The sequence below is a fragment of the Streptomyces sp. NPDC002588 genome (assembly GCF_040295925.1).
In the GTDB taxonomy this organism is placed as follows: Bacteria; Actinomycetota; Actinomycetes; order Streptomycetales; family Streptomycetaceae; genus Streptomyces.
In genome coordinates this window covers 493,225-514,565 of sequence record NZ_JBEOWF010000001.1, presented here as the reverse complement: position 1 = coordinate 514,565, position 21,341 = coordinate 493,225, and the positions used below count along the sequence as shown (strand labels likewise).

Sequence of the window (21,341 nt, the reverse complement as noted above, 5' to 3'; positions counted from 1 at the left end):
CCATGAAGAGTCGGTTCATCATGTCCATGCTCGCCGGGGTCAGTGGGTTGACCCTCGTGGTGGGCACCCTCCTGGGGGCTTCTCCGGCCCGAGCGGCCGATGTCCCCGCCGAGTTCGGCAGCGACTGGCACGACCCGGTGACCGCGGCGCCGCCCGTGGACAGACCGTCGGGCAGGTCGTGTCAGGTCACCCTCGCAGAGGCGCAGTTCAAGGACTTCACCCCGTACAGGGGCACGTACACCCCGCCGGAGCGCTGCGGCGACCGCTGGAGCAAGGTGGTGCTGCGGCTCGACGGCAAGGTGAAGGGGCGGCAGTTCGACCGGCTCGGCTATGTGCATGTCGGCGGGGTGGAGGTGCTGCGCACGTCCACGCCCGAGCCTTCGCCGGACGGGATCGAATGGTCCGTGGAGAAGGACGTCACGCGCTACAGCGACACGTTCCGCACCGGTCACGACGTGGAGATGCTCATCGGGAACGTCGTCGACGACACCTACACGGGCGTGATCGACGTCAAGGTCACGCTCACCTTCTACGCGGGCAGGCAGGCTGCCGACACACCCGACCGCGTCCTCACCCTGGATGACGGCGTGGCCCTCACCACGCCCCGCAACAGCGAACGCGTGGTGGCCGAGGTGTACGCCACCGGGTCCGGCGGCGGCTGCGAGGAGTACTGGTATCTGACGGTGCCCAAGAAGGCGCCCTACTCCTGTCAGGCGGACGACGGGCCGTACCGCGAGGTCCAGGTCAGGGTCGACGGGCGACTGGCAGGCATCGCCACCCCCTTCCCGACCGTCTGGACCGGCGGCTGGTCCAACCCCTTCCTCTGGTACGTCGTCCCGGGCCCCCGTGCCTTCGACGTCAAGCCCGTCGAATACGACCTGACCCCGTTCGCCGGGATCCTCAACGACGGGCGCCCACACCGCGTCGAGGTGTCGGTCGTCGGGGTGCCCGAGGGGCAGAGCGGCTGGAGCACGCCGGTCAACGTGCTGGTGTGGCAGGACGCGGGGAAGGCGGTCGTGGGCGGGAAACTCCTCGGGAGCGACGTGGGCGACCTGGCCGACTCCACGGTGTACACGCCCGGTACGGAGCACCGTCTCGACAGCGAGGGCGGGCACCGGCTGACGGTCGCCGGATACCTCGACACCTCGCACGGCCGGGTGACGACCACCGTCTCCCGGACCCTGGCGGCCACCTCCGCGCACCGCTGGACCGACGGCGAGAACGTCGACGGCCTGGACGCCACCTGGACGGACGACGAGACGGTCACCGTGGACGGCCGCGGACCGGCCGTCACCAGCCGCACGCACCGCACCTACACGATGAACGGCACCACCACCGTGGGTGCGGACGACCGGCTGCGGACCGTGCTGACCCTCGGCGACCGGGCCGACGCCGTGACGGCCCGAGGCGGCCGGCGCACGGCGTGGTCGCGGCTCGACGACACGTACACGGGCGACGCCACCTACACCGTGAACGTGCCCCGCGACCAGCGGCACGCGGTCGGCACGACGGGCGAGCACTACCGGCTCCACGGCTCAGAAGGCTGCTACGACCGCCGACTCACCACGGTGCAAGGGCTGTTGACGGAGGACCGCAGGCGCTGCTGACGCGGCGCGCGTGCGATGCGTCACTCGCGGCGGGATTTACACGGCGGAAACGGGGCGGTCTTGTGCGCGATCAACGGCACCTTCAAAGTTGTCGTTACGGAAGCCGCTTTCCGCATCGCAGAAGTCCTCCCCCTCCCCTCGGGGCCTCTGCGCGCCGTCGTCCCCCCACAAGGAGTGCCCGTGCCGCCGTCCGTCCCGTCCCTGCCGCGACGCGTCGCACGCATACTGCGTACCTCACTCTTCGCGCAGGTCCTCTGCGCGCTCGTGCTCGGAATCGTCGTCGGGAAGCTGTGGCCCGGCCTGGCCGCGGACCTTCAGCCGCTCGGCGACGGCTTCATCCGTCTGATCAAGACGATCATCTCGCCGCTCGTGTTCTGCGTGGTCGTCGTCGGCATCGCCAAGGCCGGTGACCTGAAGGCGTTCGGCCGGATCGGACTCAAGGCGCTGATCTGGTTCGAGGTCGCGAGCACCTTCGCCCTGCTGATCGGACTCGTCGCCGCCAATGTCGTCCAGCCCGGCTCCGGGATGCACGTCGATCCGTCCACCCTGGACGCCTCGGCGGTCGACGCGAAGACGGGCGGCGGCTCGCTGCCGTCGACGACCGAGTTCGTCCTGAACGCGCTGCCCACCAGTTTCATCGGCGCCTTCGCCGAGAACTCCCTGCTCCAGGTGCTCATCCTGGCCTGCCTGGTGGGCGCCGCGCTGCTGCACCTCGGCCGCACCAGGGTGCCGCAGGTCCTGCCCGCGATCGAGCAGGCCCAGGAGATCATCTTCGCGATCGTCGGCTTCGTCATGCGCCTCGCCCCGATCGCGGTGTTCGGCGCGATGGCCGTCCTCATCGGCAACTACGGGCTCGGGGTCATCAAGACCTACGCCAAGCTGATCATCCTGTGCTACGTGGCCGCCGCCCTCTTCGTCGCGCTCCTCGCCGTCGCCCTGCGCCTGGTCACCGGGCTCAGCCTGTGGAAGTTCCTGCGCTACATCCGCGAGGAGATGCTGCTGGCGCTCGGCACCGCCTCCACCGAGGCCGTCATGCCGCGCGTGATGCAGAAGCTGCGCAAGGCCGGTGCGCGTGACGACGCCGTGGGCCTGGTGCTGCCCACGGGCTACTCCTTCAATCTCGACGGCGCCTCGCTGTACCTGTCCATCGGCACGCTGTTCATCGCTCAGGCGGTGGGTGTGGACCTCAGCCTGAGTCAGCAGGTCACCGTGATCCTGGTGCTGATGCTGACCAGCAAGGGCATGGCGGGCATCCCCGGTTCGGCTTTCCTCGCCCTGTCCGCGACCGCGTCCTCCCTGGGAGCCATCCCGGCCGGCGCCGTCGCCCTGCTGCTCGGTGTCGACCGCATCATGGACTCGATGCGCGTCGTCACCAACCTCCTCGGCAACTGTGTCGCGGTCTTCGCGGTCTCCCGGTGGGAGGGTGCGCTGGATCTGGACCGGGCGAAGATGGCGCTGGACGGCGACCCCGAGCCGGTGACGGCGGAGCCGGGCGGGACGGCGGCCGACGTGATGGTCGCGGTGCCCGCGCGGACGACCAAGGAGACCGCCCCCGAGGCCGGCTGACGTCTCCTCGGTATTGGGCCGCGGCCGCCACTCCGGCAGGTACGGAGCGGCGGCCGCGGCCCGTTTCCGGGTGCTCTGGCGCAAGACCGGCCGCAAGCACGCTTCAGCAGCCGTGTCCGCGCTTCGGTGCCGCCTCCAGCCCGCCCTCCACCAGCGTGTCCAGGAGTCCGCCGAGCACCTGGCGCTGTGCGTCCGTCAGCGGTGCGAGGATCTCCTCCGCGGCGGATCTGCGCGCCCCGCGCAGTTCGCCCAGAGCCTTCCGGCCGTCGTCCGTGAGCTCGATCCGGATCACCCGGCGGTTCGTCGGATCGGGGACCCGGCGCACCTTGCCGCTGGCCTCCAGCCCGTCGACCAGCGTCGTCACCGCCCGGGGGACCACCTCCAGGCGCTCGGCGAGATCGGCCATGCGCGGCGGCGAGTTGTAGCACGTCAGCGTACGCAGCAGACGGGACTGGGCCGGGGTGACGCCGAGCCCGCACTGCTCGATGTGCCGCTTCTGGATCCGGTGCACCCGGCGGGTGAACCGGAGCAGCTGCTCGGCGAGCACGCTGTCGGAATCGGGGGTGGTCATGCGGGAACAATATCAGGATGCCGTTCATTGTGAGTATAGGTAACAATGAGCTATGCTCCGCCAGTCTTCACCCTCTCACCTCCCGTAGGAGCCCATGCACCCCGACAAACCAGATTCCTGGACCCCGTCCGCCGAAGCCGAGGGAGAGCAGCCGCGGCAGGTGCGCCGCATCGTCAGGCTGTTCAAGCCCTACCGCAGCCGCCTCGCGGTCGTCGGCCTGCTCGTGGCCGCCTCCTCCCTGGTCTCGGTCGCCACGCCCTTCCTGCTGAAGGAAACGCTCGACGTCGCCATCCCGGAGGGCCGCACCGGCCTGCTGAGCCTGCTCGCCCTCGGCATGATCCTCAGCGCGGTGCTCAGCAGCGTCTTCGGCGTCCTGCAGACCCTGATCTCCACGACGGTCGGCCAGCGCGTCATGCACGACCTGCGCACCGCCGTCTACGGCCGTCTGCAGAGCATGTCGCTCGCGTTCTTCACGCGCACGCGCACCGGCGAGGTGCAGTCCCGCATCGCCAACGACATCGGCGGAATGCAGGCCACCGTCACCTCCACGGCCACCTCCCTGGTCTCCAACTTCACCAGCGTGGTCGCGACCATCATCGCGATGATCGCCCTCGACTGGCGCCTGACGGTCGTGTCCCTGCTCCTCCTGCCGGTCTTCGTCTGGATCAGCCGCCGCGTCGGCAACGAACGCAAGAAGATCACCACCCAGCGCCAGAAGCAGATGGCCGCCATGGCCGCCACGGTCACCGAGTCGCTCTCGGTCAGCGGCATCCTGCTCGGCCGCACCATGGGCCGCGCCGACTCGCTCACCCGGGCCTTCGCCGAGGAGTCCGAGAGCCTGGTCGGCCTGGAGGTGAAGTCGAACATGGCCGGCCGCTGGCGCATGGCCGTGATCACCATCGTGATGGCCGCGATGCCGGCGGTCATCTACTGGACGGCGGGCATGGCCCTCCAGCTCGGCGGCCCGGAGGTCTCGCTCGGTACGATCGTCGCCTTCGTCTCGCTCCAGCAGGGACTGTTCCGGCCCGCGGTCAGCCTGCTGGCGACAGGGGTGCAGATCCAGACCTCGCTGGCGCTCTTCCAGCGCATCTTCGAGTACCTCGACCTGCCGATCGACATCACCGAGCGCACCGACCCGGTCCACCTCGACGAGGTCAAGGGCGAGGTCCGCTTCGAGGGCGTCACCTTCGGCTACGACGACAAGGGCGGACCCGTCCTCGACGGGATCGACGTCACGGTCCCGGCCGGCGGCTCTCTCGCGATCGTCGGCCCGACCGGCGCCGGCAAGTCCACGCTGGGCTACCTGGTCCCGCGGCTGTACGACGTCACCGGCGGCCGTGTCACCCTCGACGGCGTCGATGTCCGCGACCTCGACTTCGACACCCTCGCGCGCGCGGTCGGCGTCGTCTCGCAGGAGACGTATCTCTTCCATGCGACGGTCGCCGAAAACCTGCGCTTCGCCAAGCCGGACGCCACCGACGAGGAACTGCGCGCGGCCGCGCGGGCGGCGCAGATCCACGACCACATCGCGGGCCTGCCCGACGGCTACGACACGGTCGTCGGCGAGCGCGGCCACCGCTTCTCCGGTGGCGAGAAGCAGCGCCTGGCGATCGCCCGCACCATCCTGCGCGACCCGCCGGTGCTGATCCTCGACGAGGCGACCAGCGCTCTGGACACCCGCACCGAGCACGCCGTGCAGGAGGCCATCGACGCGCTCTCGGCCAACCGCACCACCCTCACCATCGCCCACCGGCTGTCCACCATTCGCAGTGCGGACCAGATCGTGGTCCTGGAGGCGGGCCGGCTGGCCGAACGGGGGACGCACGAGGAGCTGTTGGAGCAGGGCGGGCGGTACGCGGCCCTGGTGCGGAGGGACGCCAGTCTGGCGCCGACAAGATGACAGTATGCCGAGCGATGCCGGTTTTATGACGATATGAGGGTTACCGTGCCCGCATGCAGATGAACACTCCGCCACGGAGCACGATTCGACTGACGCGCCGGGGCCGTCTCGCCCTCATCGCGACCGGAGCCGTCGTGGCCGGTACCGCCGTGGCGGTGCCGCTGCTGAGCCAGGAGCCTCAGAAGGAGGAACCGAAGAAACCGACCGCTCTGGTCATCCCGGAGGGCCGGCGCGCGAGCCAGATCTACGAGGCCGTCGACAAGGCGCTCGCCCTGCCCCCGGGCACCACCGGAAAGGCGCTACCCAAGGCCGGCCTGAAGCTGCCCCCTGACGCCGAGGGCAACCCGGAGGGGTACCTCTTCCCGGCGACGTATCCGCTGGACAGGAAGTGGACGCCGGAGGCGCTGCTGTCGTACATGGTCGACACGGCGAACAAGAAGTTCAGCGGGGCGCCGATCGCGGCGGGCGCCCAGCGCAACGCGATGAACGTCTATCAGGCGGTCACCATCGCCAGTCTCGTCCAGGCCGAGGCCGCCACCAAGGCGGACATGGGGAAGGTGGCCAGGGTCGTGTACAACCGGCTGGAGCGCGGTATGCCGCTCCAGATGGACTCCACCATCAACTACGCCCTGAACCGCCACACCGTGCTGACCACGGAGAAAGACACCCGCATCGCGAGCCCCTACAACTCCTACCAGCGCATGGGGCTGCCCCCGACACCGATCGGCAATCCCGGCGAGGAGGCGATGCGCGCGGCCGTCGGTCCCGCCCCGGGCGACTGGCTGTACTTCGTCACGGTCAAGCCGGGAGACACCCGCTTCACCGCGAGTTTCGCGGAGCACCAGCGCAACGTGGCCGAGTTCAACCGGAACCAGCGGCGGGCCCCTGGGGGGAGGACCGCGGGGAGGACCGCGGTCCGGTGAGGTGACGGGGACCGTCCGTCAGACGGCGAGACGCTCCGCGGCGGGCTCTTCGTCCAGCAGCCGCCTGATGTCCCGGACGGCCGCCCGGCCCGCCCGGTTGGCGCCGATGGTGCTGGCCGACGGCCCGTAGCCGGACAGATGGATCCGCGGATCGGCGACCGCGCGGGTGCCCTCCACCCGGATCCCGCCGCCCGGCTCGCGCAGCCGCAGCGGGGCGAGATGGTCGATGGCGGCCCGGAAACCGGTCGCCCAGAGGATGACATCGGCGGCGGCCCGCCGCCCGTCGTCCCACTCCACGCCCTCCGGAACGATCCGGTCGAACATCGGCAGCCGGTCGAGGACGCCGTCCGCGAGCCCCTGCCGGATCGCGTCGTTGAGCGGCAGCCCGGTCACGGACACCACGCTCTTCGGCGGCAGCCCCTGCCGTACCCGTTCCTCCACCAGCGCGACCGCCCCGCGGCCCGCCTCCTCGTCGAAGGGGCCCTCGCGGAACACGGGCGGCCGCCGGGTCACCCAGGTCGTGGCGGCGGCGTACGGCGCGAGCTCCAGCAGATGCTGCGTACCGGACGCACCGCCGCCCACCACGACCACCCGCTGCCCGGCGAACGTCTCGGGCCCGGGGTACTGCGCGGTGTGCAACTGCCGTCCGCGGAAGGTTTCCTGGCCGGGATAGCGGGGCCAGAAGGGCCGGTCCCAGGTACCGGTCGCGTTGATCAGCGCGCGCGTGGACCACGTACCGTCGGAGGTCTCGACGAGCAGCCGCCCGTCCGGCCCCTCGCGCACGGCGCGCACGTCCACCGGCCGCCGTACCCGCAGACCGAAGGCGCGCTCATAGGCGTCGAAGTACTCGGAGATCACCTCCGAGGAGGGCCGCTCCGGATCGGCCCCCGTGAGTTCCATGCCCGGCAGCGCGTGCATCGCGTGCACCTTGCCGTACGTCAGTGAGGGCCACCGGAACTGCCAGGCGCCGCCCGGACCCGGGGCGTGGTCCAGCACCACGAAGTCCCGTTCCGGCTCGAAACCGGAACGGCGCAGGTGATAGGCGCCGGCCAGTCCTGCCTGACCGGCGCCTATGACGACCACCTCGACCTCACGCAATTCGTTCACGCCTCTGCCAACAGCGAGGGCCGAGCGGATCTTCCCGCACCCCTACGACGTGCGCGGGGCAGTCGTCGAGGCGGGCAGGTCGCCGTTGTAGCGCGGATCCACGAAGCCGGCGAAGTCGACCTTGCGCGGGATCAGCTTCAGCCCGGTGAACGTGTCGGCGATCTGCTGCTCCGAGGCGATCAGCGGCTTGTCGACCGCGACCGAGACCCGGGAGGCGTTCGACCGCCTCACCGACGCAAGCGCCACCTCGTACGGGAGCCCGGTCTCCTTCGACCACACCCTGGCCCAGTCCTCCTGGTGGCCGTACACCCAGGCGGTGGCGCGCCGCAGCCGCCCCAGGTAGTCCTTGATCGCGGCCGCCTTCTTCGTGTCCTTCAGCGCGGCGGGGGCGGCCACCTGGAAGGTGAGACCGTTGGTGATGCCCTCCCCGGTGGTCAGCACCCGCCCCTGCTTCGCCTGGAGCACCTGGGAGGTGTACGGGTCCCACACCGCCCATGCGTCGACCTTGCCGGAGGTGAACGCGGCGAGCGCGTCGGCCGGCTGGAGGTACTTCACCTTGACGTCGCTCAGGCTCAGCCCGGCCGCCTCGAGAGAGGCCACCAGCTGGTAGTGCGCCGAGGAGCCCTGCGCCACGGCGACCGACCTGCCCTTGAGCTGCGCGGGCTTCGTCAGCTTCGAGCCGTTCGGTACGAGGACGGCGTCGCCCCTGGAGGTGCCGTGGAAGGCGGCCACCACCGTGATCTTCGAACCCGCGCCGGCCGCGAAGACGGGCGGGGTGTTGCCGACGCCGCCGATGTCGACGGCCTTGGCATTGACGGCCTCCAGCAGTGGGGGACCGGAGGTGAAGGTGGACCACTTGATCTTGTAGTCCAGGTTCTTCAGCTCTCCTGCGGCGCGCAGGATGGCCTCGGAACCACCCTTCTGGTCACCGACGTTCAGAGTGAGAGAACCCTTGCCGTCGGTGTCGTCGCCGCCGAGGCCCGTGCCGGCGGAGGCGTTTTGGCTGCAGGCGGTGAGCAGGAGGGCGAGGGGGAGGAGGAGAGCGGCGGGGGCGAGACGTCGTCGCATGGGAGATCCGTTTCGGGGTGGCGGTCGTGGGATGGCGGTGGGTCAGGCGGCTTCGACGCCGAGACGGTGGAGCAGTCCGGCGCGGAGTTCGGCGAAGCGGGGGTCGGCGATGTCCCGTGGGCGGTCGAGGCCGATGTGCTGCTCGTGGGCGATGACCCCGTCGTCCATGACGAGGACCCGGTCGGCGAGCAGTACGGACTCCTCGACGTCGTGCGTGACGAGCAGGACGGCACAGCCGCGCCGCTGCCACAACTCGCCGACCAGCCGCTGGGCTTTGATCCGGGTCAGCGCGTCGAGCGCGCCGAACGGCTCGTCGAGCAGCAGCAGATCGGGCTCGCGGACCAGGGCGCGGGCCAGCGAGGCGCGCTGGGCCTCGCCGCCGGAGAGGGTCTTGGGCCAGGCGTCGGAGCGGTGGCCGAGGCCGACCTCCTCCAGCGCGTCGTCGGCGACGGCGCGCCCCGGCTTGCCCGGCAGGCCGAGCAGGACGTTGCGCCACACCTTCTTCCACGGCATCAGCCGCGGCGCCTGGAAGGCGACGGCCTTGCGGCGCGGCACCAGCACGGTGCCCTGGATGTCCCGGTCGAGGCCCGCCAGGATGCGCAGCAGAGTGGACTTCCCGCAGCCGCTGCGGCCGAGCAGGGCGACGAACTCGCCCGGACGGACGTCCAGTCGGAGGTTCTCGATGACGGCGCGCCCGTCGAAGGAGCGGGTGAGCCCTACCACGTGCACCGCCTGCCGGGTCACCGGCCGGTGAACGTCGGTCGCCATTGCAGCAGCAGCCTTTCGAGGGAGCGGACGATGAAATCGGCGAGGAGGCCGAGGAAGGCGTAGACGATGAGGCAGACCACGATCACGTCGGTGCGCAGGAAGTCCCGCGCCTGCACCATCAGGAAGCCGATACCGGAGTCGGCGTTGATCTGCTCGGCGAAGACCAGCGCCAGCCAGGCGATACCGAGCGAGTAGCGCAGCCCCGTCAGCGCCCCGGGCAGCGCGCCCGGCAGTACGACGTGTCGCACGAGCCCCCGCCTGGACAGCCCGAGGGACTCCCCGGCCTCGATCAGCTGGGCGTCGACGCCCCGGATGCCGGCGTAGACATTGAGGTACAGGGGGAAGGTCACGCCGAGCGTGATGATGGCGATCTTCGGGGCCTCGCCGATGCCGAACCAGATGATGAACAGCGGGATGAGACCGACGAACGGCACGGTCCGCAACATCTGCACGGGAGCGTCGACCAGGTCCTCGCCGATCCGGAACAGCCCGGACACCAGGGCGAGTCCGGTGCCGAGGACGGTTCCGAGGAGCAGCCCGAGGGCCACCCGCCGGAGCGAGGTGGCCATCGCCGAGGGCAGGGAACCGTCGGCGACCAGGTCCGTGGCGACCTGCGCGATCCGGCCCGGGGCGGCGAGCACGTCTGCGGTCAGCACGCCTGTGCTGCTGAGGAGTTGCCACAGCAGGAGGAGCAGGACCGGTCCGGTGGTGCGGCGCAGCCAGCGGGGGACACGGGTGCGGCGCGTGGAGCGGGGGACGAGGGCCTCGAGGCCGGGTCCTGCGGTGGCGGATATAGGTGAAATATCGGGTGTCGGAGAGTCGGGTGGGGCGTGGCTGATGCTCATGCGGAACTCCACGGAGGGGGCGGCGGCCGGTGAGGACGGTCGAGGCACACCTCGGTCCCCCGCGCGTGTCAGGGCGTGTTCAGCTCACACCGCACGCGCGGACAGGGGAAGGGAGGGCCGAGGTGGAGAGGGGGAGAGAGCGTGAAAAGGCGTCAGCGGCCGCGGCGACACGCGGCGGAGGCCACCCGCAGCAGGTCGATGTGACCGCGCGTGGTGAGCAGGACTGAACGCAACATGGGGTGAACGTAGCCAGGCGGCATGCGCATGGTCAACGGTCGTCTCGCGGTTCGGACCGGCCGTATCAGGCGCCGGGCGGCCGGTCGCGTGTGGGACCAGGCGTATGGGTCAGGATGGGGGTATGTCAGTTGCGTTCACCACCCGAGTTCTGCACATCGCTTCCGGTTCCCGGGAGCGGATCGTCGACCTCACCCAGGACTGCGAGGCCTTCCTGCGGGAAACCGCGTCCGGCGGTGACGGCCTGCTGAACGTGTTCGTGCCGCATGCGACGGCCGGCATCGCCTTGATCGAGACGGGGGCCGGAAGCGACGACGACCTGCTCGCCGCTCTGCACACCCTGCTCCCTGCCGACGACCGCTGGCAGCACCGTCACGGCAGTCCCGGCCACGGCCGCGACCACGTCCTGCCGGCCTTCGTCCCGCCGCACGCGACCCTGCCGGTTGTGGGCGGGAGGCTGGAACTCGGGACGTGGCAGTCCGTGTGCCTGGTGGACACCAACAAGGACAATGCCAACCGTCAGGTCCGGCTGAGCTTCCTCGGGTGACGCGTCTGGCGAAACCCTGCCCGCGCGGAGTGCCGGCCGCCCTCGACTAGGGCGTGTTTCGAAAGTCCCGCCCGCTGTTCCGGGCGCGGCCGTACGACTGCGGTCGCCGGGCCGGGCAATCTCCACCCGGACGCCCTCTCCGCCGCGATCGCCGAGGCCGGGCGGTACATGCAAATCGTGACTAGCACCCTTGATGCCCGTATCCTCGAAAATATCGGGTTTGTCGGAAAAGTGGACTATCTCTGGTGGGAGTGAGGCGAAGCGTGGTTCGGTCCGGCGCGGAGCCGATGTCAACGGGGCGTGAGACAGGTGGCACCGGGCCCGCGCGTTTCCGTGAGCGGTTCCTGCAGGGTGAGCCGGTACAGGGGGGCGTACGATCGCCCATCCTGGACTCATGGCAACGCTGTCGATCCCTGGGCCTCTCGCCGGACCAGTCCGACCTTCCCTTCCGGGACGACTTCGATCCGGAAGGCCGGCTCGTCCGCGCGGCCGTGCCGGTGCTCGACCGGCTGCAGTCCACGTTCTCCGGCAGCGAGATCAACATTTCCGTCGCCGACTCGAGCGGGACGGTCGTCCTGCGCCGTTTCGGCGAGGCGTCGCTGGCCAGAAGTCTCCCGGACATCCAGAGAGTCCCGGGTTTCATGTTCACCGAGCGGTTCGCCGGTACCAACGGCATCGGTCTCGCCCTGGCGGAGCGGCGACTCATCAAGGTCTACGGTGCCGAGCACTTCGCGGAGCGCTCCCAGGGAAACGCCTGTGTGGCGCTCCCCGTCCGCGACCCGCTCAGCGGGCGCATCGAGGGCGTCCTGTGCTTCGGCTATCCGCGCAGCTTCGAGACCCCGGCGCTGGCCGCCGTGATACGCAGAGCGGCGCAGGCCATGGAGCGGCGGCTGCTGGGGCAGACGTCCACACGCGAGCGCGCTCTGCTCCAGGCGTACCTGGCCACCAGAGCGGAAACCGCCGGCGGCCTTCGTCACGGCATGGCGCTGGACGAACTGGCCGACGGGCTGAGCCCCCTCGACCGGGGGATCCTCAGGGAGAAGGCCGCCGAGCTGATCTCCCACGGGCAACCGGCTGCCGTCGACGTGCCCCTCTCCGACGGCCGGCGGGTCACACTCGTGAGCCGTCCGGTGACGAGTGCCTCCGGGGTGGAGGGCATCGCCATCGAGGCCGCCCTTCCCGTCCCCTCACCAGGAAATTCCCTGATCATCCCGAGCCAGGTCGACGAGCTGCCGGGATTCGCCGTCGAGCCCGCCGTCGTCCCTGCCGACGCACTGCCCGCGCGACTCTCCGGCACCCCGCCGTCCAGGCACCTTCCCGAGGCCGCGCCCGGTCGGATCGCCACCGGCGAGGGCGCCACGGTCGATGGCACCGTCGGCGCCACGGACGATCACCCCGCGCCGCCGCCCTCGGCCCGAGGGCTCGTACTGGTGGGGGAGCCGCATGTCGGGGCGTACGCCCTGGCCGCCCGACGCCGCCTGGAGATGCTGTCCGAGGCCAGCGCCCGCATAGGGACCACCCTGGACGTGCGCCGTACCGCCGAAGAGCTCGCCGAGACGGCGGTCCCGCGACTGGCCGACTTCGTCACCGTCGATCTGCCCGGGGCCGTGCTGCGTGGCGAGGAGTCCGCCCACCCCCACAGCGACCTGCACCGCACGGTGGTCCACGGCATCCGTGACGACCTCCCCTTCACCCCGGTCGGCAAGCGGACCGACTTCGGCCCGACCACACCCCAGCTGCGGTGTCTGACCAGCGGACAGGCAGTGCTGGAACCGGACCTGAAGGCCGCCACGGGCTGGCTCGCCCAGGACCCCGAGTACGCCGGACGGCTGCTGACACAAGTCCACTCCCTCATCGCCGTACCCCTTGTCGCCCGAGGTGTGGTCCTGGGCATCGCCAGCTTCTACCGAGCCGAGGATCCCGCCCCCTACGGCGACGACGACCGCTCGCTGGCCCAGGAACTCGCCACCCGTGCCGCCCTGTCCATCGACAACGCCCGGCGCTACACGCACGAACGCACCAGGGTCCTGGCCCTGCAGCGCAGGCTGCTCCCGCACGGTCTGCCCGATCAGGAGGCCGTCGAGGTCGCCCATCGCTACCTGCCCGCCGAATCCGACGTGGGTGGAGACTGGTATGACGTCATCCCCCTCTCCGGCACCCGCGTCGGCCTCATGGTGGGCGACGTCGTCGGCCACGGCATGCTCTCCGCCGCCACCATGGGCCGGCTGCGCACCGCCGCACGCAGCTACGCCGAACTCGACCTCCCCCCGGACGAGGTCCTCACCCACCTCGACAACCTCGTGGCGCGCCTGGACCGGGAGGACCCCGAGGGCGAGGGCGCCGGCATCATCGGCGCGACCTGCCTGTACGCCGTCTACGACCCGACCTCGCAGCGGTGCGTCATGGCCCGCGCCGGCCACCCTCCGCCCGCGCTGGTCCGCCCCGACGGCACCGTGTCGTATCCCGACCTGCCGGCCGGACCCCCTCTCGGCCTCGGGGGGCTGCCCTTCGATGCCGTCGAGGTCGGCCTCCCCGAGGGCAGTCAGCTGGTGCTCTACACCGACGGGCTCATCGAGGACCGGCACCGCGACGTCGACGTGGTCCTCGACGAGCTGCGCGGAACGCTCACCCACGCGGGGCGCACCCCCGAGGAGACCTGCCAGGCGATCCTGGACGCCGTGGCGCCCGCGCACCCGTGCGACGACATCGCCCTGCTCGTCGCCCGTACCCATGCCCTGGACCCCCACCGGATCGCCACCTGGGAGCTGCCCGCCGACCCGGCCCTCGTCGGCGAAGTCCGTGCGTCCGCCATCCGGCGACTGTCCGACTGGGGGCTCGACGAGGCCGCGTTCGCCGCGGAACTGATACTGAGCGAGCTGGTCACCAACGCCGTCCGCCACGGCGCCGGGCCCATCAGGGTGCGGCTGCTGCACGACCGCACCCTGATCTGCGAGGTGTCCGACACCAGCAACACCGCCCCGCATCTGCGTCGGGCGGCCTCCACGGACGAAGGCGGACGCGGCCTGTTCCTCGTCGCGCAGCTGTCGCGGACCTGGGGTACGCGCTACCTCCCGGAGGGCAAGGTCATCTGGGCCGAATGCGGGCTCGACGGCGTGTGAGAGAAGGCCGGCGCTGCGGGAGCGGGCCCGCTGACCCGTTGGAGTCACAGTGAACGGAATTGTCTGAAATGCTGTAATTTGCTCGGCTAGTATCCCCGTGAACGTCGGGAAGAAATCGCCAGGCCGACCCCCCGGAGATGTCCGTGCACGACGCTCCCGACACATCCACCACGGCGGCCGCACCCGTCGAGGCGGAACCCCTGGTCCGCGTCCGTGGGCTCGGCAAGCGGTTCGGGGGAACCCTTGCGCTGGCCGGGGTCGACCTCGACGTCCACGCCGGCAGCGTCCTCGCCCTCCTCGGGCCCAACGGGGCCGGAAAGTCCACACTCATCAAGGTGCTCGCCGGCGTCCACCACGCCGACACGGGACAGATCACGGTGGACGGCCACCCGCTCGGGAGTCAGGCCGCCTCCCGCAGCATGTCCTTCATCCACCAGGACCTCGGTCTCGTGGAGTGGATGACGGTCGCCGAGAACATCGCCCTGAGCAGCGGGTATCCGCGCCGCGCCGGACTGATCTCCTGGCGGCGGACCCGCGAGCGCTGCACCGACGCCCTGCGGATCGTCGCCGGACATCTCGACCCCGATGAGCCGATCGCCCGACTCGCCCCGGCCGAGCGTTCGCTGGTCGCGATCGCCAGGGCCCTGGCGGCACGCGCCAAGCTCATCGTCCTCGACGAGCCGACCGCCCGCCTTCCCGCCGCGGACTGCGCCCGGCTGTTCCGCGTCCTGCACGCCCTGCGCGACCGGGGGCACGGCATCCTCTACGTCAGCCACCGCCTGGACGAGGTGTACGAGGTCGCCGACACCTTCGCCGTACTGCGCGACGGCCGTCTGGTCAGCCACGGCCCGCTGGCGGGCCACAGCCCCGTCCGTCTGGTGCACGACATCGTCGGCGAGGCACTGACGGAGCACCGCCCCTCCAAGGCTCCCGCCGACGGGCCGGCCGTCCTGACCCTCGACGGCGCACGGACCGCCGGCACGGGACCGGTCAGCCTGGAACTGAGGGCCGGGGAAGCCCTGGGCCTGGTCGGTCTCTCCGGCGCCGGGCACATGGATCTGGGCCGGGCCCTCGCGGGCTCCGGGCCCCTTCTCGGCGGACGGGCCCTTCTCGGCGGCCGGCCGTACGGGCCCCGCACGGTCACCGACGCCGTCCGGCTCGGAGTCGGCTTCGTGCCCGGCGACAGACTGCGCGAGAGCTGCCTCGCCGAGCTGACCGTACGGGAGAACCTCCTGGCCAACCCCCGAGCGGGCGGCCTGCCGGCGCTGCACTGGATCAGTCCTCGGCGCGAACGCGCCGTCGCCGTCGCCCTGATCGAACGGTTCTCGGTGCGCCCCCGTGACAGCGAGGCCTCCATCGTCACCCTGTCGGGCGGAAACCAGCAGAAAGTCATGATCGGCCGGTGGCTCCGGGTGAGCCTGCGCCTGCTGATCCTCGAGGAGCCGACCGCGAGCGTGGACGTCGGCGCCAAGGCCGCGATCCACCGCCTGCTCGACGAGGCGCTGGCCGCAGGCCTCGCGGTCCTGCTCATCTCGACCGACTTCGAAGAGGTCGCGGGCTTGTGCCGGCGCACCCTGGTCTTCGTCCGCGGATCCGTGACGGCCGAGCTGAGCGGTGCCGCCCTCACGGTCGCCGGGCTCACCCGGGCGGCTTCGGCCATGCCCCCTTCCGGGACCGGGACGAACCCATGACCGCCCCGTCCTCCCCCTCTTCGCCCGGGCCACGACCGCGCCGACCGGGGCGACTGCGCGGCCCCGGGCACCTCATCGGCGCTTACGGCCTCCTGGCCCTCACCGCGCTGCTCGTCCTGATCTTCTCCCTCGCCCTGCCGCGCACCTTCCCCACGCGGGACACCGTCGACTCGGTCCTGTCCAACCAGTCGATCCCGGCCGTCCTCGCGCTCGCCGCCATGGTCCCCATCGTGACCGGCGCGTTCGACCTCTCCATCGGCTACGCCCTCGGCCTGGCACACGTCATGGTGATGCAGCTCGTCGCCAACGACGAGTGGCCCTGGCCGCTCGCATGCCTCGCGGTGATCGTCGGAGGGGCGGCCGTGGGCGTCCTCAACGGTGTCATCGTCGTGTTCGGCCGGATCGACTCCTTCATCGCCACCCTCGGGACCGGCAGCATGATGTACGCGGTGACAGGCTGGATCACCGACGGCGGCCGGATCGTCCCCGGCCCGCAAGGACTCCCGGCCGCCTTCACCGACCTCTACGACTCAACCTTCCTCGGCCTTCCGGTCCCCGCCTTCTACGTGCTCGCCCTCACGCTCGTTCTCTGGCTGGTGCTGGAGCGGCTGCCGCTCGGCCGGTACCTGTACGTCGTCGGCTCGAACCCGCGCGCGGCCGACCTCGTCGGCATCGCGACCCGCAAGTACACCGTCTACGCGTTCGCCGCATCGGGGCTGATCGTCGGCTTCGCCGGTGTGCTGCTCGCGGCCCAGCAGCAGATCGGCAATCCGAGCGTCGGCCTCGACTACCTGCTGCCCGCGTTCGTCGGCGCCCTCCTCGGCTCCACCGCGATCAAACCCGGCCGCCCCAACGCCCTGGGCACCCTGGTCGCCGTCGCCGTCCTCGCCGTCGGCCTCACCGGCATCGGCCAGTTGGGCGCCGACTTCTGGACGGTCCCGCTGTTCTACGGGGGCACCCTGCTCATCGCCGTCGGCCTGGCCGGTTACGCAGCCCGCCGCCGGATGCGCACCGGCGCAGCCCCGGCCCGCGCCTCGCCCTCGGCGCCGCCTCGGCCGCCGTCCGCCTCGACGCAGGACGGCGGCACAGCGGGCGACACTCCTTGACCCCGTCGCGGGCACCACCTCCGTGCCCCCGGCCGCATCCTCCCGATCGTTTCCCACGTGAGGAAGTCTCGTGCACGGCAGCCGCAACGCCACCCCCGGCGCCTTCCGGGCTCGGCCCGCCGCCCGCGCCCTGCTGGCCACGGCAACCCTTCTTGCCGTCGTCGGCTGCGAACGCGGCTCGGGGGGCGCCCCGGGGGAGTCCGCCACGGGGCCGAGCGGCTGCCCCGCCGTCCAGTCCAGGGCCAAGGCAGCCGTCGCACGGGCGCAGGAAACCGACGTCCCCTGGGACGGACCGACCAGCGGCCCCGCGGCGGTGTCCGGCAAGACCATCGTCTACGTCGCCCAGACCATGACCAATCCAGGCGTCGCAGGCGTCGCCAAGGGAATCAGGGAAGCCGCGCGGGTCATCGGATGGAACGTCCGGGTGATCGACGGCGGGGGCACCCCCGCCGGCATCCAGGCGGCCATGAGCGAGGCCGTGGCCCTCAAACCCTCGGGCATCGTCATCGGCGGGTTCGACCCCGGCTCGACGTCGAGGCAGGTCTCGCGGGCCAACGCCGAGCGCATCCCGCTCATCGGCTGGCACGCGGTCGCCGCTCCCGGCCCCAGCCGGCGGCCCGAGCTCTTCACCAACGTCACCACCCGGGTCGAGGAGGTGGGTGGAATCAGCGCGCAGTGGATCATCTCGAACGCCAACGGCCACGCCGGGGTCGTGCTCATCACCGACGCCTCGATCCCCTTCGCCAGGAACAAGTCCGAGCTGATCAGGAAGGAGCTTGCCACCTGTTCGGGAGTGAAGCTGCTTGCGTACGAGAACATCCCGATCCCGGACGCGAGCAGCCGCACCCCGCGGGAGATCTCCTCCCTCCTCTCCCGGTTCGGGAGCAGTTGGACCCACTCCGTCGCCATCAACGACCTGTACTTCGCCGATGCCGCCCCCGCCTTCCGCGCGGCGGGCCGGAAAGGCTCCGGCCCGCCCTTCAACATCGGCGCCGGTGACGGCGACCCCTCCGCCTTCCAGCGCATCAACAGCAGGCAGTACCAGGCCGCCACCGTGCCCGAGCCGCTGACCCAGCAGGGCTGGCAGATCGTCGACGAATTCAACCGCGCCTTCTCCGGCCGTCCCGCCAGCGGGTATGCGGCCCCCGTCCACATCGCCACGGCCGACAACACCGGCGGTGCCACGAGCTGGGACCCGTCGGGCTACCGGGAGGCGTACCGGAAGATCTGGGACAGGTGACAGTGGTACCGGCGACCTGCCCGGCCTGATCCGCCCGTCCGTCGGCCTGCACGGCCCCTCCGCGGTGCCCGGGCGTACCCGGTGAGCAGGAGGGGGGCCACGAGGCCGCGGCCCTCAGGTGCGTCTGCTGGGTCCTGATGAGCCTCGCACCGGGGAGCACGTCAGGACGTGACACTCAGCCGATGGATCCCGGGACCCAGGCCCCTGACCGTCACGCCCTCGGCGTCCACCGAGACGTCGCGGCTCGTCGGACGACGGCCGTCCCAGATCACCCGCTCGCCGTCACGGACCACCACGCGGGAACCGCGCACCGGAAGGACCGCCACGCCGCTGGTCCCGTCGGGTACGTGCAGTGTCAGCGCGAAGGACCGTGCGGCATTCACCCACTCCACCCGCAACGGCCCGTGGGGCGTGGGAAGCTGACCTTGAGCCCAGGCCACGCTGCCGACGTGGGGGCGCACCTCCCAGGTGCCGTAGCCGGGCGATGTCGGCCTGGCTCCCAGGAGTTGATGCGTCAGCGCCGGCAGCACCCCTGTGGACCACCCGTGCGCCATGCTCGTATAGGCCCCTTCGTACAGAGATCCATCGGGGCCGATGCCCTCCCAATGGGTGATGCCGGGGTCGTGCGTGTCCATCCAGCCGTAGGTGCGCCTGATCTGGTCGAGTGCGGAGTCCGCTCCGCCGGTTTCGAACCTGGCCACGATCTCGGGGTAGGAAGTGAAGGCGTAGACCCGTTGGGAGGCGTCCGCGAAGAGGGTGTCGTTGTCCATGAACGCGTTTCCGTACGGCCGTTGCGTGGTGGCGGCGAGGTGGTCGAGCGCTGAAGCCGCGCGGTCGGCTCCTGCGACACCGGCGGTGATGGCGAGAGCGTTGCCGTCCTGGGCATGCCGGACCGGGCCGGTGGCCGAGTCGAGGTAGGCGCCCGCGGAGCCGTCCCACAGGTGCGTGTTGATGGCGCGGGCCGTCTCCCGGGCCCGGGCCTCCCACCGCTCGGCGTCGGCCTTGTGCCCCAGCCAGCGGGCGATGGCGGCGCCGTCGTTGAGCCCCTGGACGTAGAGGGCGTTGTAGTAGGTGATGCGGCCCGTCCGGCCGAGGAAGGCGTAGTCGCCGTATCCGCCTGTGCCGTTGAGGCCCTTGCTGAGCAGCCCGGCATCGTCGGTGACGCTCGGGTACCAGGTGTCCAGCACCTTCAGCAGGTGGGGGTAGTAGCGGGCGGCGTAGCTCCGGTCACCGGTGTACAGGACGTAGTCCCAGCTGCATGTCACCCACCACAGCGGATAGTCGAACAGGGGCAGTGTGTAGTTGGCGATGGAGGCGGGAGGGATCCATCCGTCGGCCCGCTGGTGGTCGGCGAGGTCGGCCAGGACGTTGCGAACGGCCGCCGCCGTGTCGTCGTGGGTGAGATACAGCGTGCGGGCGGAGACGGCGAGGTCGCCGACGTAGGGGTCGCGGTCGCGCTTGGCTCCGTCGTGCAGCACCAGCCGGCCTTCGAGGGACGCGCTCCAGGCGTCGCGGGGATCGACATCGTCCTGCCGGAAGGTGTCGGTGACGAGCTCGTTGGTGTACGAGGCGCCGTACCAGTACCGGTTGAGGTCGTCGTCGGAGCACAGGAACCATCCGCGGTAGGTGCCGGGTGTCCCCACGTAGCCGGTGAAGTCCAGGTCGACGGAGTCGATCTCGACGCGCCCCCACGGCTGGGCGACCGGGGCGTCCGACGCCAGCGCATCGAGGGTGATCTTCAGATAGCGGAATCCGTGCAGGCCGTCGGCGTAGACCTTGCCGTCCTGGAGGAAGCCCTTGTGGTCCTGCCAGGTGATGCCGCCCGCCGGAACGGCGAACTGGTCTGTGCCCTGGCCCGTCCCGCCGGCCTGGTCGGAGCGGGTGAAGTCGGAGCGGTCGGAGAGGCACTCTTTGGTCTCGGAGAAGGCGAGCCGTACGCCGGGGGAGTTGTCCGACGCGGAGGCGAACCGGATACGGGGGTATCCGACGACGACCTTGCCGAAGTCGACCGTGACGCTGGGGACGACGACCGGTGCCACGGGCGCGGGCCACACTTCGTTGATCCGGGTGAACGCCCCGCGCGGTGTGTCCTGCACGCCCGTGAGGGTGATGCGGATCCCGGTGGTGGAAACCGGCTGCGCGAACGGTACCGCCCGCTGGATGGCATCGTTGTCAGAGACCGTGGCGACGGTGTGCCAGGCGTCGTTCTGCCAGACCTCGACCGCGAAGTCCGTCGGCACGCCGTCGCTGTTGGAGACCACGGTGATGCCGGACAGCTGCTCGGCCGCGGGGACGGTGATCGTCAGCGTGTCCGGGAACACCCCCAGGGTGTCGTCGTTCCAGAACGTGTCGGGGTCCCCGTCGACGGCATTGCCGGCATCGTACGTGCGCGGCTTGCCGTCGTTGCCGTTGTTGCCCGCGTGCGTCGAGGAGGCCTGAGCCGTGGTTCCCTGCGGCCACCGGGGCGCGGGGACGGGCTCCGGCCGGCGCAGAACCGTGGTGGAACCGCCGGGCCTGAGCAGGGCTTCGGGTGAGCGGACGTCGCCCGTGGACGCCGTGACGGCCACCGGCCGGACGGTTCGGCTGGAGGGTCCCTGCACATAGCGGTGCCAGGAGGTTCTGCTGCGGGGCGCCGAGTGCGCGCCGCCGCCGGAGGGAGCCGCCGCGGCGGGCGAGGCCGCGGAGAGGGGCAGCCCTGCGGCGGAGAGCGCCGCCACGCCGGCTCCCGCCGCTATGACGGTGCGGCGTGCGGGGGTGGGCTGGGGCTCGGGCTGGGGGATGCTTCGGCGCGACGACATGACACCTCGCAGTCAATCGGATTGATTGAATTGAATCGATTCAAACAGGTCGTGCGGGGCGACGTTATCCCAGGGGCTCCTCCGTCGTACAGGCATCGGTCGACAGCAGTGCGAACCGGCGGGCCGGACAGTCGCAGGGGCGCAACAGGGCCTTCCGGCGCGCGACATGGCGGTCACCGCCGATCTGCCGGAAGGCCCTGTCCTCACGGTCGGCATGAGGCGTGAACACGCGACCCGGGGGACCCCTGCCC

Annotated in this window: 16 protein-coding genes; 9 read left to right on the top strand and 7 right to left on the bottom strand. The window is 71.0% G+C overall.

Annotation, left to right across the window (positions count from 1 at the left end; all coding sequences use genetic code 11):
* Positions 1-2 precede the first annotated feature (2 nt).
* Both ABT057_RS02320 and ABT057_RS02315 read left to right on the top strand, forming a co-directional pair.
* Positions 3-1,607 carry a peptide-N4-asparagine amidase gene (locus ABT057_RS02320; protein WP_352340501.1) on the top strand — a complete coding sequence of 535 codons (1,605 nt, stop codon included), beginning with the start codon at positions 3-5 and terminating at the stop codon, positions 1,605-1,607.
* Between the two features lie 180 nt (positions 1,608-1,787).
* Positions 1,788-3,173, top strand: a complete 1,386-nt coding sequence (locus ABT057_RS02315) for a cation:dicarboxylate symporter family transporter (protein WP_352340500.1) — start codon at positions 1,788-1,790, stop codon at positions 3,171-3,173.
* A gap of 103 nt (positions 3,174-3,276) precedes the next feature.
* Here the strand turns inward: ABT057_RS02315 and ABT057_RS02310 are convergent, their stop codons facing one another.
* Entirely contained in the window at positions 3,277-3,744 is a 468-nt protein-coding gene (locus tag ABT057_RS02310) for a MarR family winged helix-turn-helix transcriptional regulator (protein WP_352340499.1), read from the bottom strand.
* A 94-nt stretch (positions 3,745-3,838) separates the two neighbouring features.
* Between ABT057_RS02310 and ABT057_RS02305 the strand changes: the two genes are divergently transcribed.
* A complete protein-coding gene (locus ABT057_RS02305; protein WP_352340498.1) occupies positions 3,839-5,644 on the top strand; it encodes an ABC transporter ATP-binding protein in 1,806 nt (601 codons plus the stop codon).
* 53 nt (positions 5,645-5,697) lie between these two features.
* Complete coding sequence (gene mltG / locus ABT057_RS02300; RefSeq protein ID WP_352340497.1) at positions 5,698-6,567, top strand: endolytic transglycosylase MltG; 870 nt, start codon at positions 5,698-5,700, stop codon at positions 6,565-6,567.
* Between the two features lie 18 nt (positions 6,568-6,585).
* On the opposite strand, the gene ABT057_RS02295 is transcribed toward mltG, so the two are convergent.
* The 5 genes from ABT057_RS02295 to ABT057_RS02275 all read right to left on the bottom strand — a co-directional run bounded on the left by ABT057_RS02295 (position 6,586) and on the right by ABT057_RS02275 (position 10,591).
* Positions 6,586-7,674, bottom strand: a complete 1,089-nt coding sequence (locus tag ABT057_RS02295) for an NAD(P)-binding domain-containing protein (RefSeq protein ID WP_352340496.1) — start codon at positions 7,672-7,674, stop codon at positions 6,586-6,588.
* 42 nt (positions 7,675-7,716) lie between these two features.
* Complete coding sequence (locus ABT057_RS02290) at positions 7,717-8,742, bottom strand: ABC transporter substrate-binding protein (RefSeq protein WP_352340495.1); 1,026 nt, start codon at positions 8,740-8,742, stop codon at positions 7,717-7,719.
* 42 nt (positions 8,743-8,784) lie between these two features.
* Entirely contained in the window at positions 8,785-9,510 is a 726-nt protein-coding gene (locus ABT057_RS02285) for an ABC transporter ATP-binding protein (protein WP_352340494.1), read from the bottom strand.
* A complete protein-coding gene (locus ABT057_RS02280) occupies positions 9,483-10,355 on the bottom strand; it encodes an ABC transporter permease (RefSeq protein WP_352340493.1) in 873 nt (290 codons plus the stop codon). The genes ABT057_RS02285 and ABT057_RS02280 overlap by 28 nt, the downstream gene beginning before the upstream one ends.
* A gap of 152 nt (positions 10,356-10,507) precedes the next feature.
* The gene (locus ABT057_RS02275; protein WP_352340592.1) at positions 10,508-10,591 is read right to left on the bottom strand and encodes a putative leader peptide; all 84 of its coding nucleotides are present in this window, start codon (positions 10,589-10,591) and stop codon (positions 10,508-10,510) included.
* Between the two features lie 122 nt (positions 10,592-10,713).
* Between ABT057_RS02275 and ABT057_RS02270 the strand changes: the two genes are divergently transcribed.
* The 5 genes from ABT057_RS02270 (at position 10,714) to ABT057_RS02250 (ending at position 18,292) form a co-directional block, all read left to right on the top strand.
* Positions 10,714-11,136, top strand: a complete 423-nt coding sequence (locus ABT057_RS02270; RefSeq protein WP_352340492.1) for a secondary thiamine-phosphate synthase enzyme YjbQ — start codon at positions 10,714-10,716, stop codon at positions 11,134-11,136.
* Between the two features lie 263 nt (positions 11,137-11,399).
* Complete coding sequence (locus tag ABT057_RS02265) at positions 11,400-14,255, top strand: SpoIIE family protein phosphatase (protein WP_352340491.1); 2,856 nt, start codon at positions 11,400-11,402, stop codon at positions 14,253-14,255.
* A 143-nt stretch (positions 14,256-14,398) separates the two neighbouring features.
* Complete coding sequence (locus ABT057_RS02260; protein WP_502973752.1) at positions 14,399-15,946, top strand: sugar ABC transporter ATP-binding protein; 1,548 nt, start codon at positions 14,399-14,401, stop codon at positions 15,944-15,946.
* The gene (locus ABT057_RS02255; protein ID WP_352340489.1) at positions 15,943-17,052 is read left to right on the top strand and encodes an ABC transporter permease; all 1,110 of its coding nucleotides are present in this window, start codon (positions 15,943-15,945) and stop codon (positions 17,050-17,052) included. The genes ABT057_RS02260 and ABT057_RS02255 overlap by 4 nt, the downstream gene beginning before the upstream one ends.
* Before the next feature lie 70 nt (positions 17,053-17,122).
* Positions 17,123-18,292 carry a substrate-binding domain-containing protein gene (locus ABT057_RS02250; RefSeq protein ID WP_352340488.1) on the top strand — a complete coding sequence of 390 codons (1,170 nt, stop codon included), beginning with the start codon at positions 17,123-17,125 and terminating at the stop codon, positions 18,290-18,292.
* Positions 18,293-18,453: 161 nt separating this feature from the next.
* Here ABT057_RS02250 and ABT057_RS02245 read toward each other — a convergent pair whose 3' ends face one another.
* The gene (locus tag ABT057_RS02245) at positions 18,454-21,090 is read right to left on the bottom strand and encodes an alpha-L-rhamnosidase-related protein (protein ID WP_352340487.1); all 2,637 of its coding nucleotides are present in this window, start codon (positions 21,088-21,090) and stop codon (positions 18,454-18,456) included.
* Positions 21,091-21,341 lie beyond the last annotated feature (251 nt).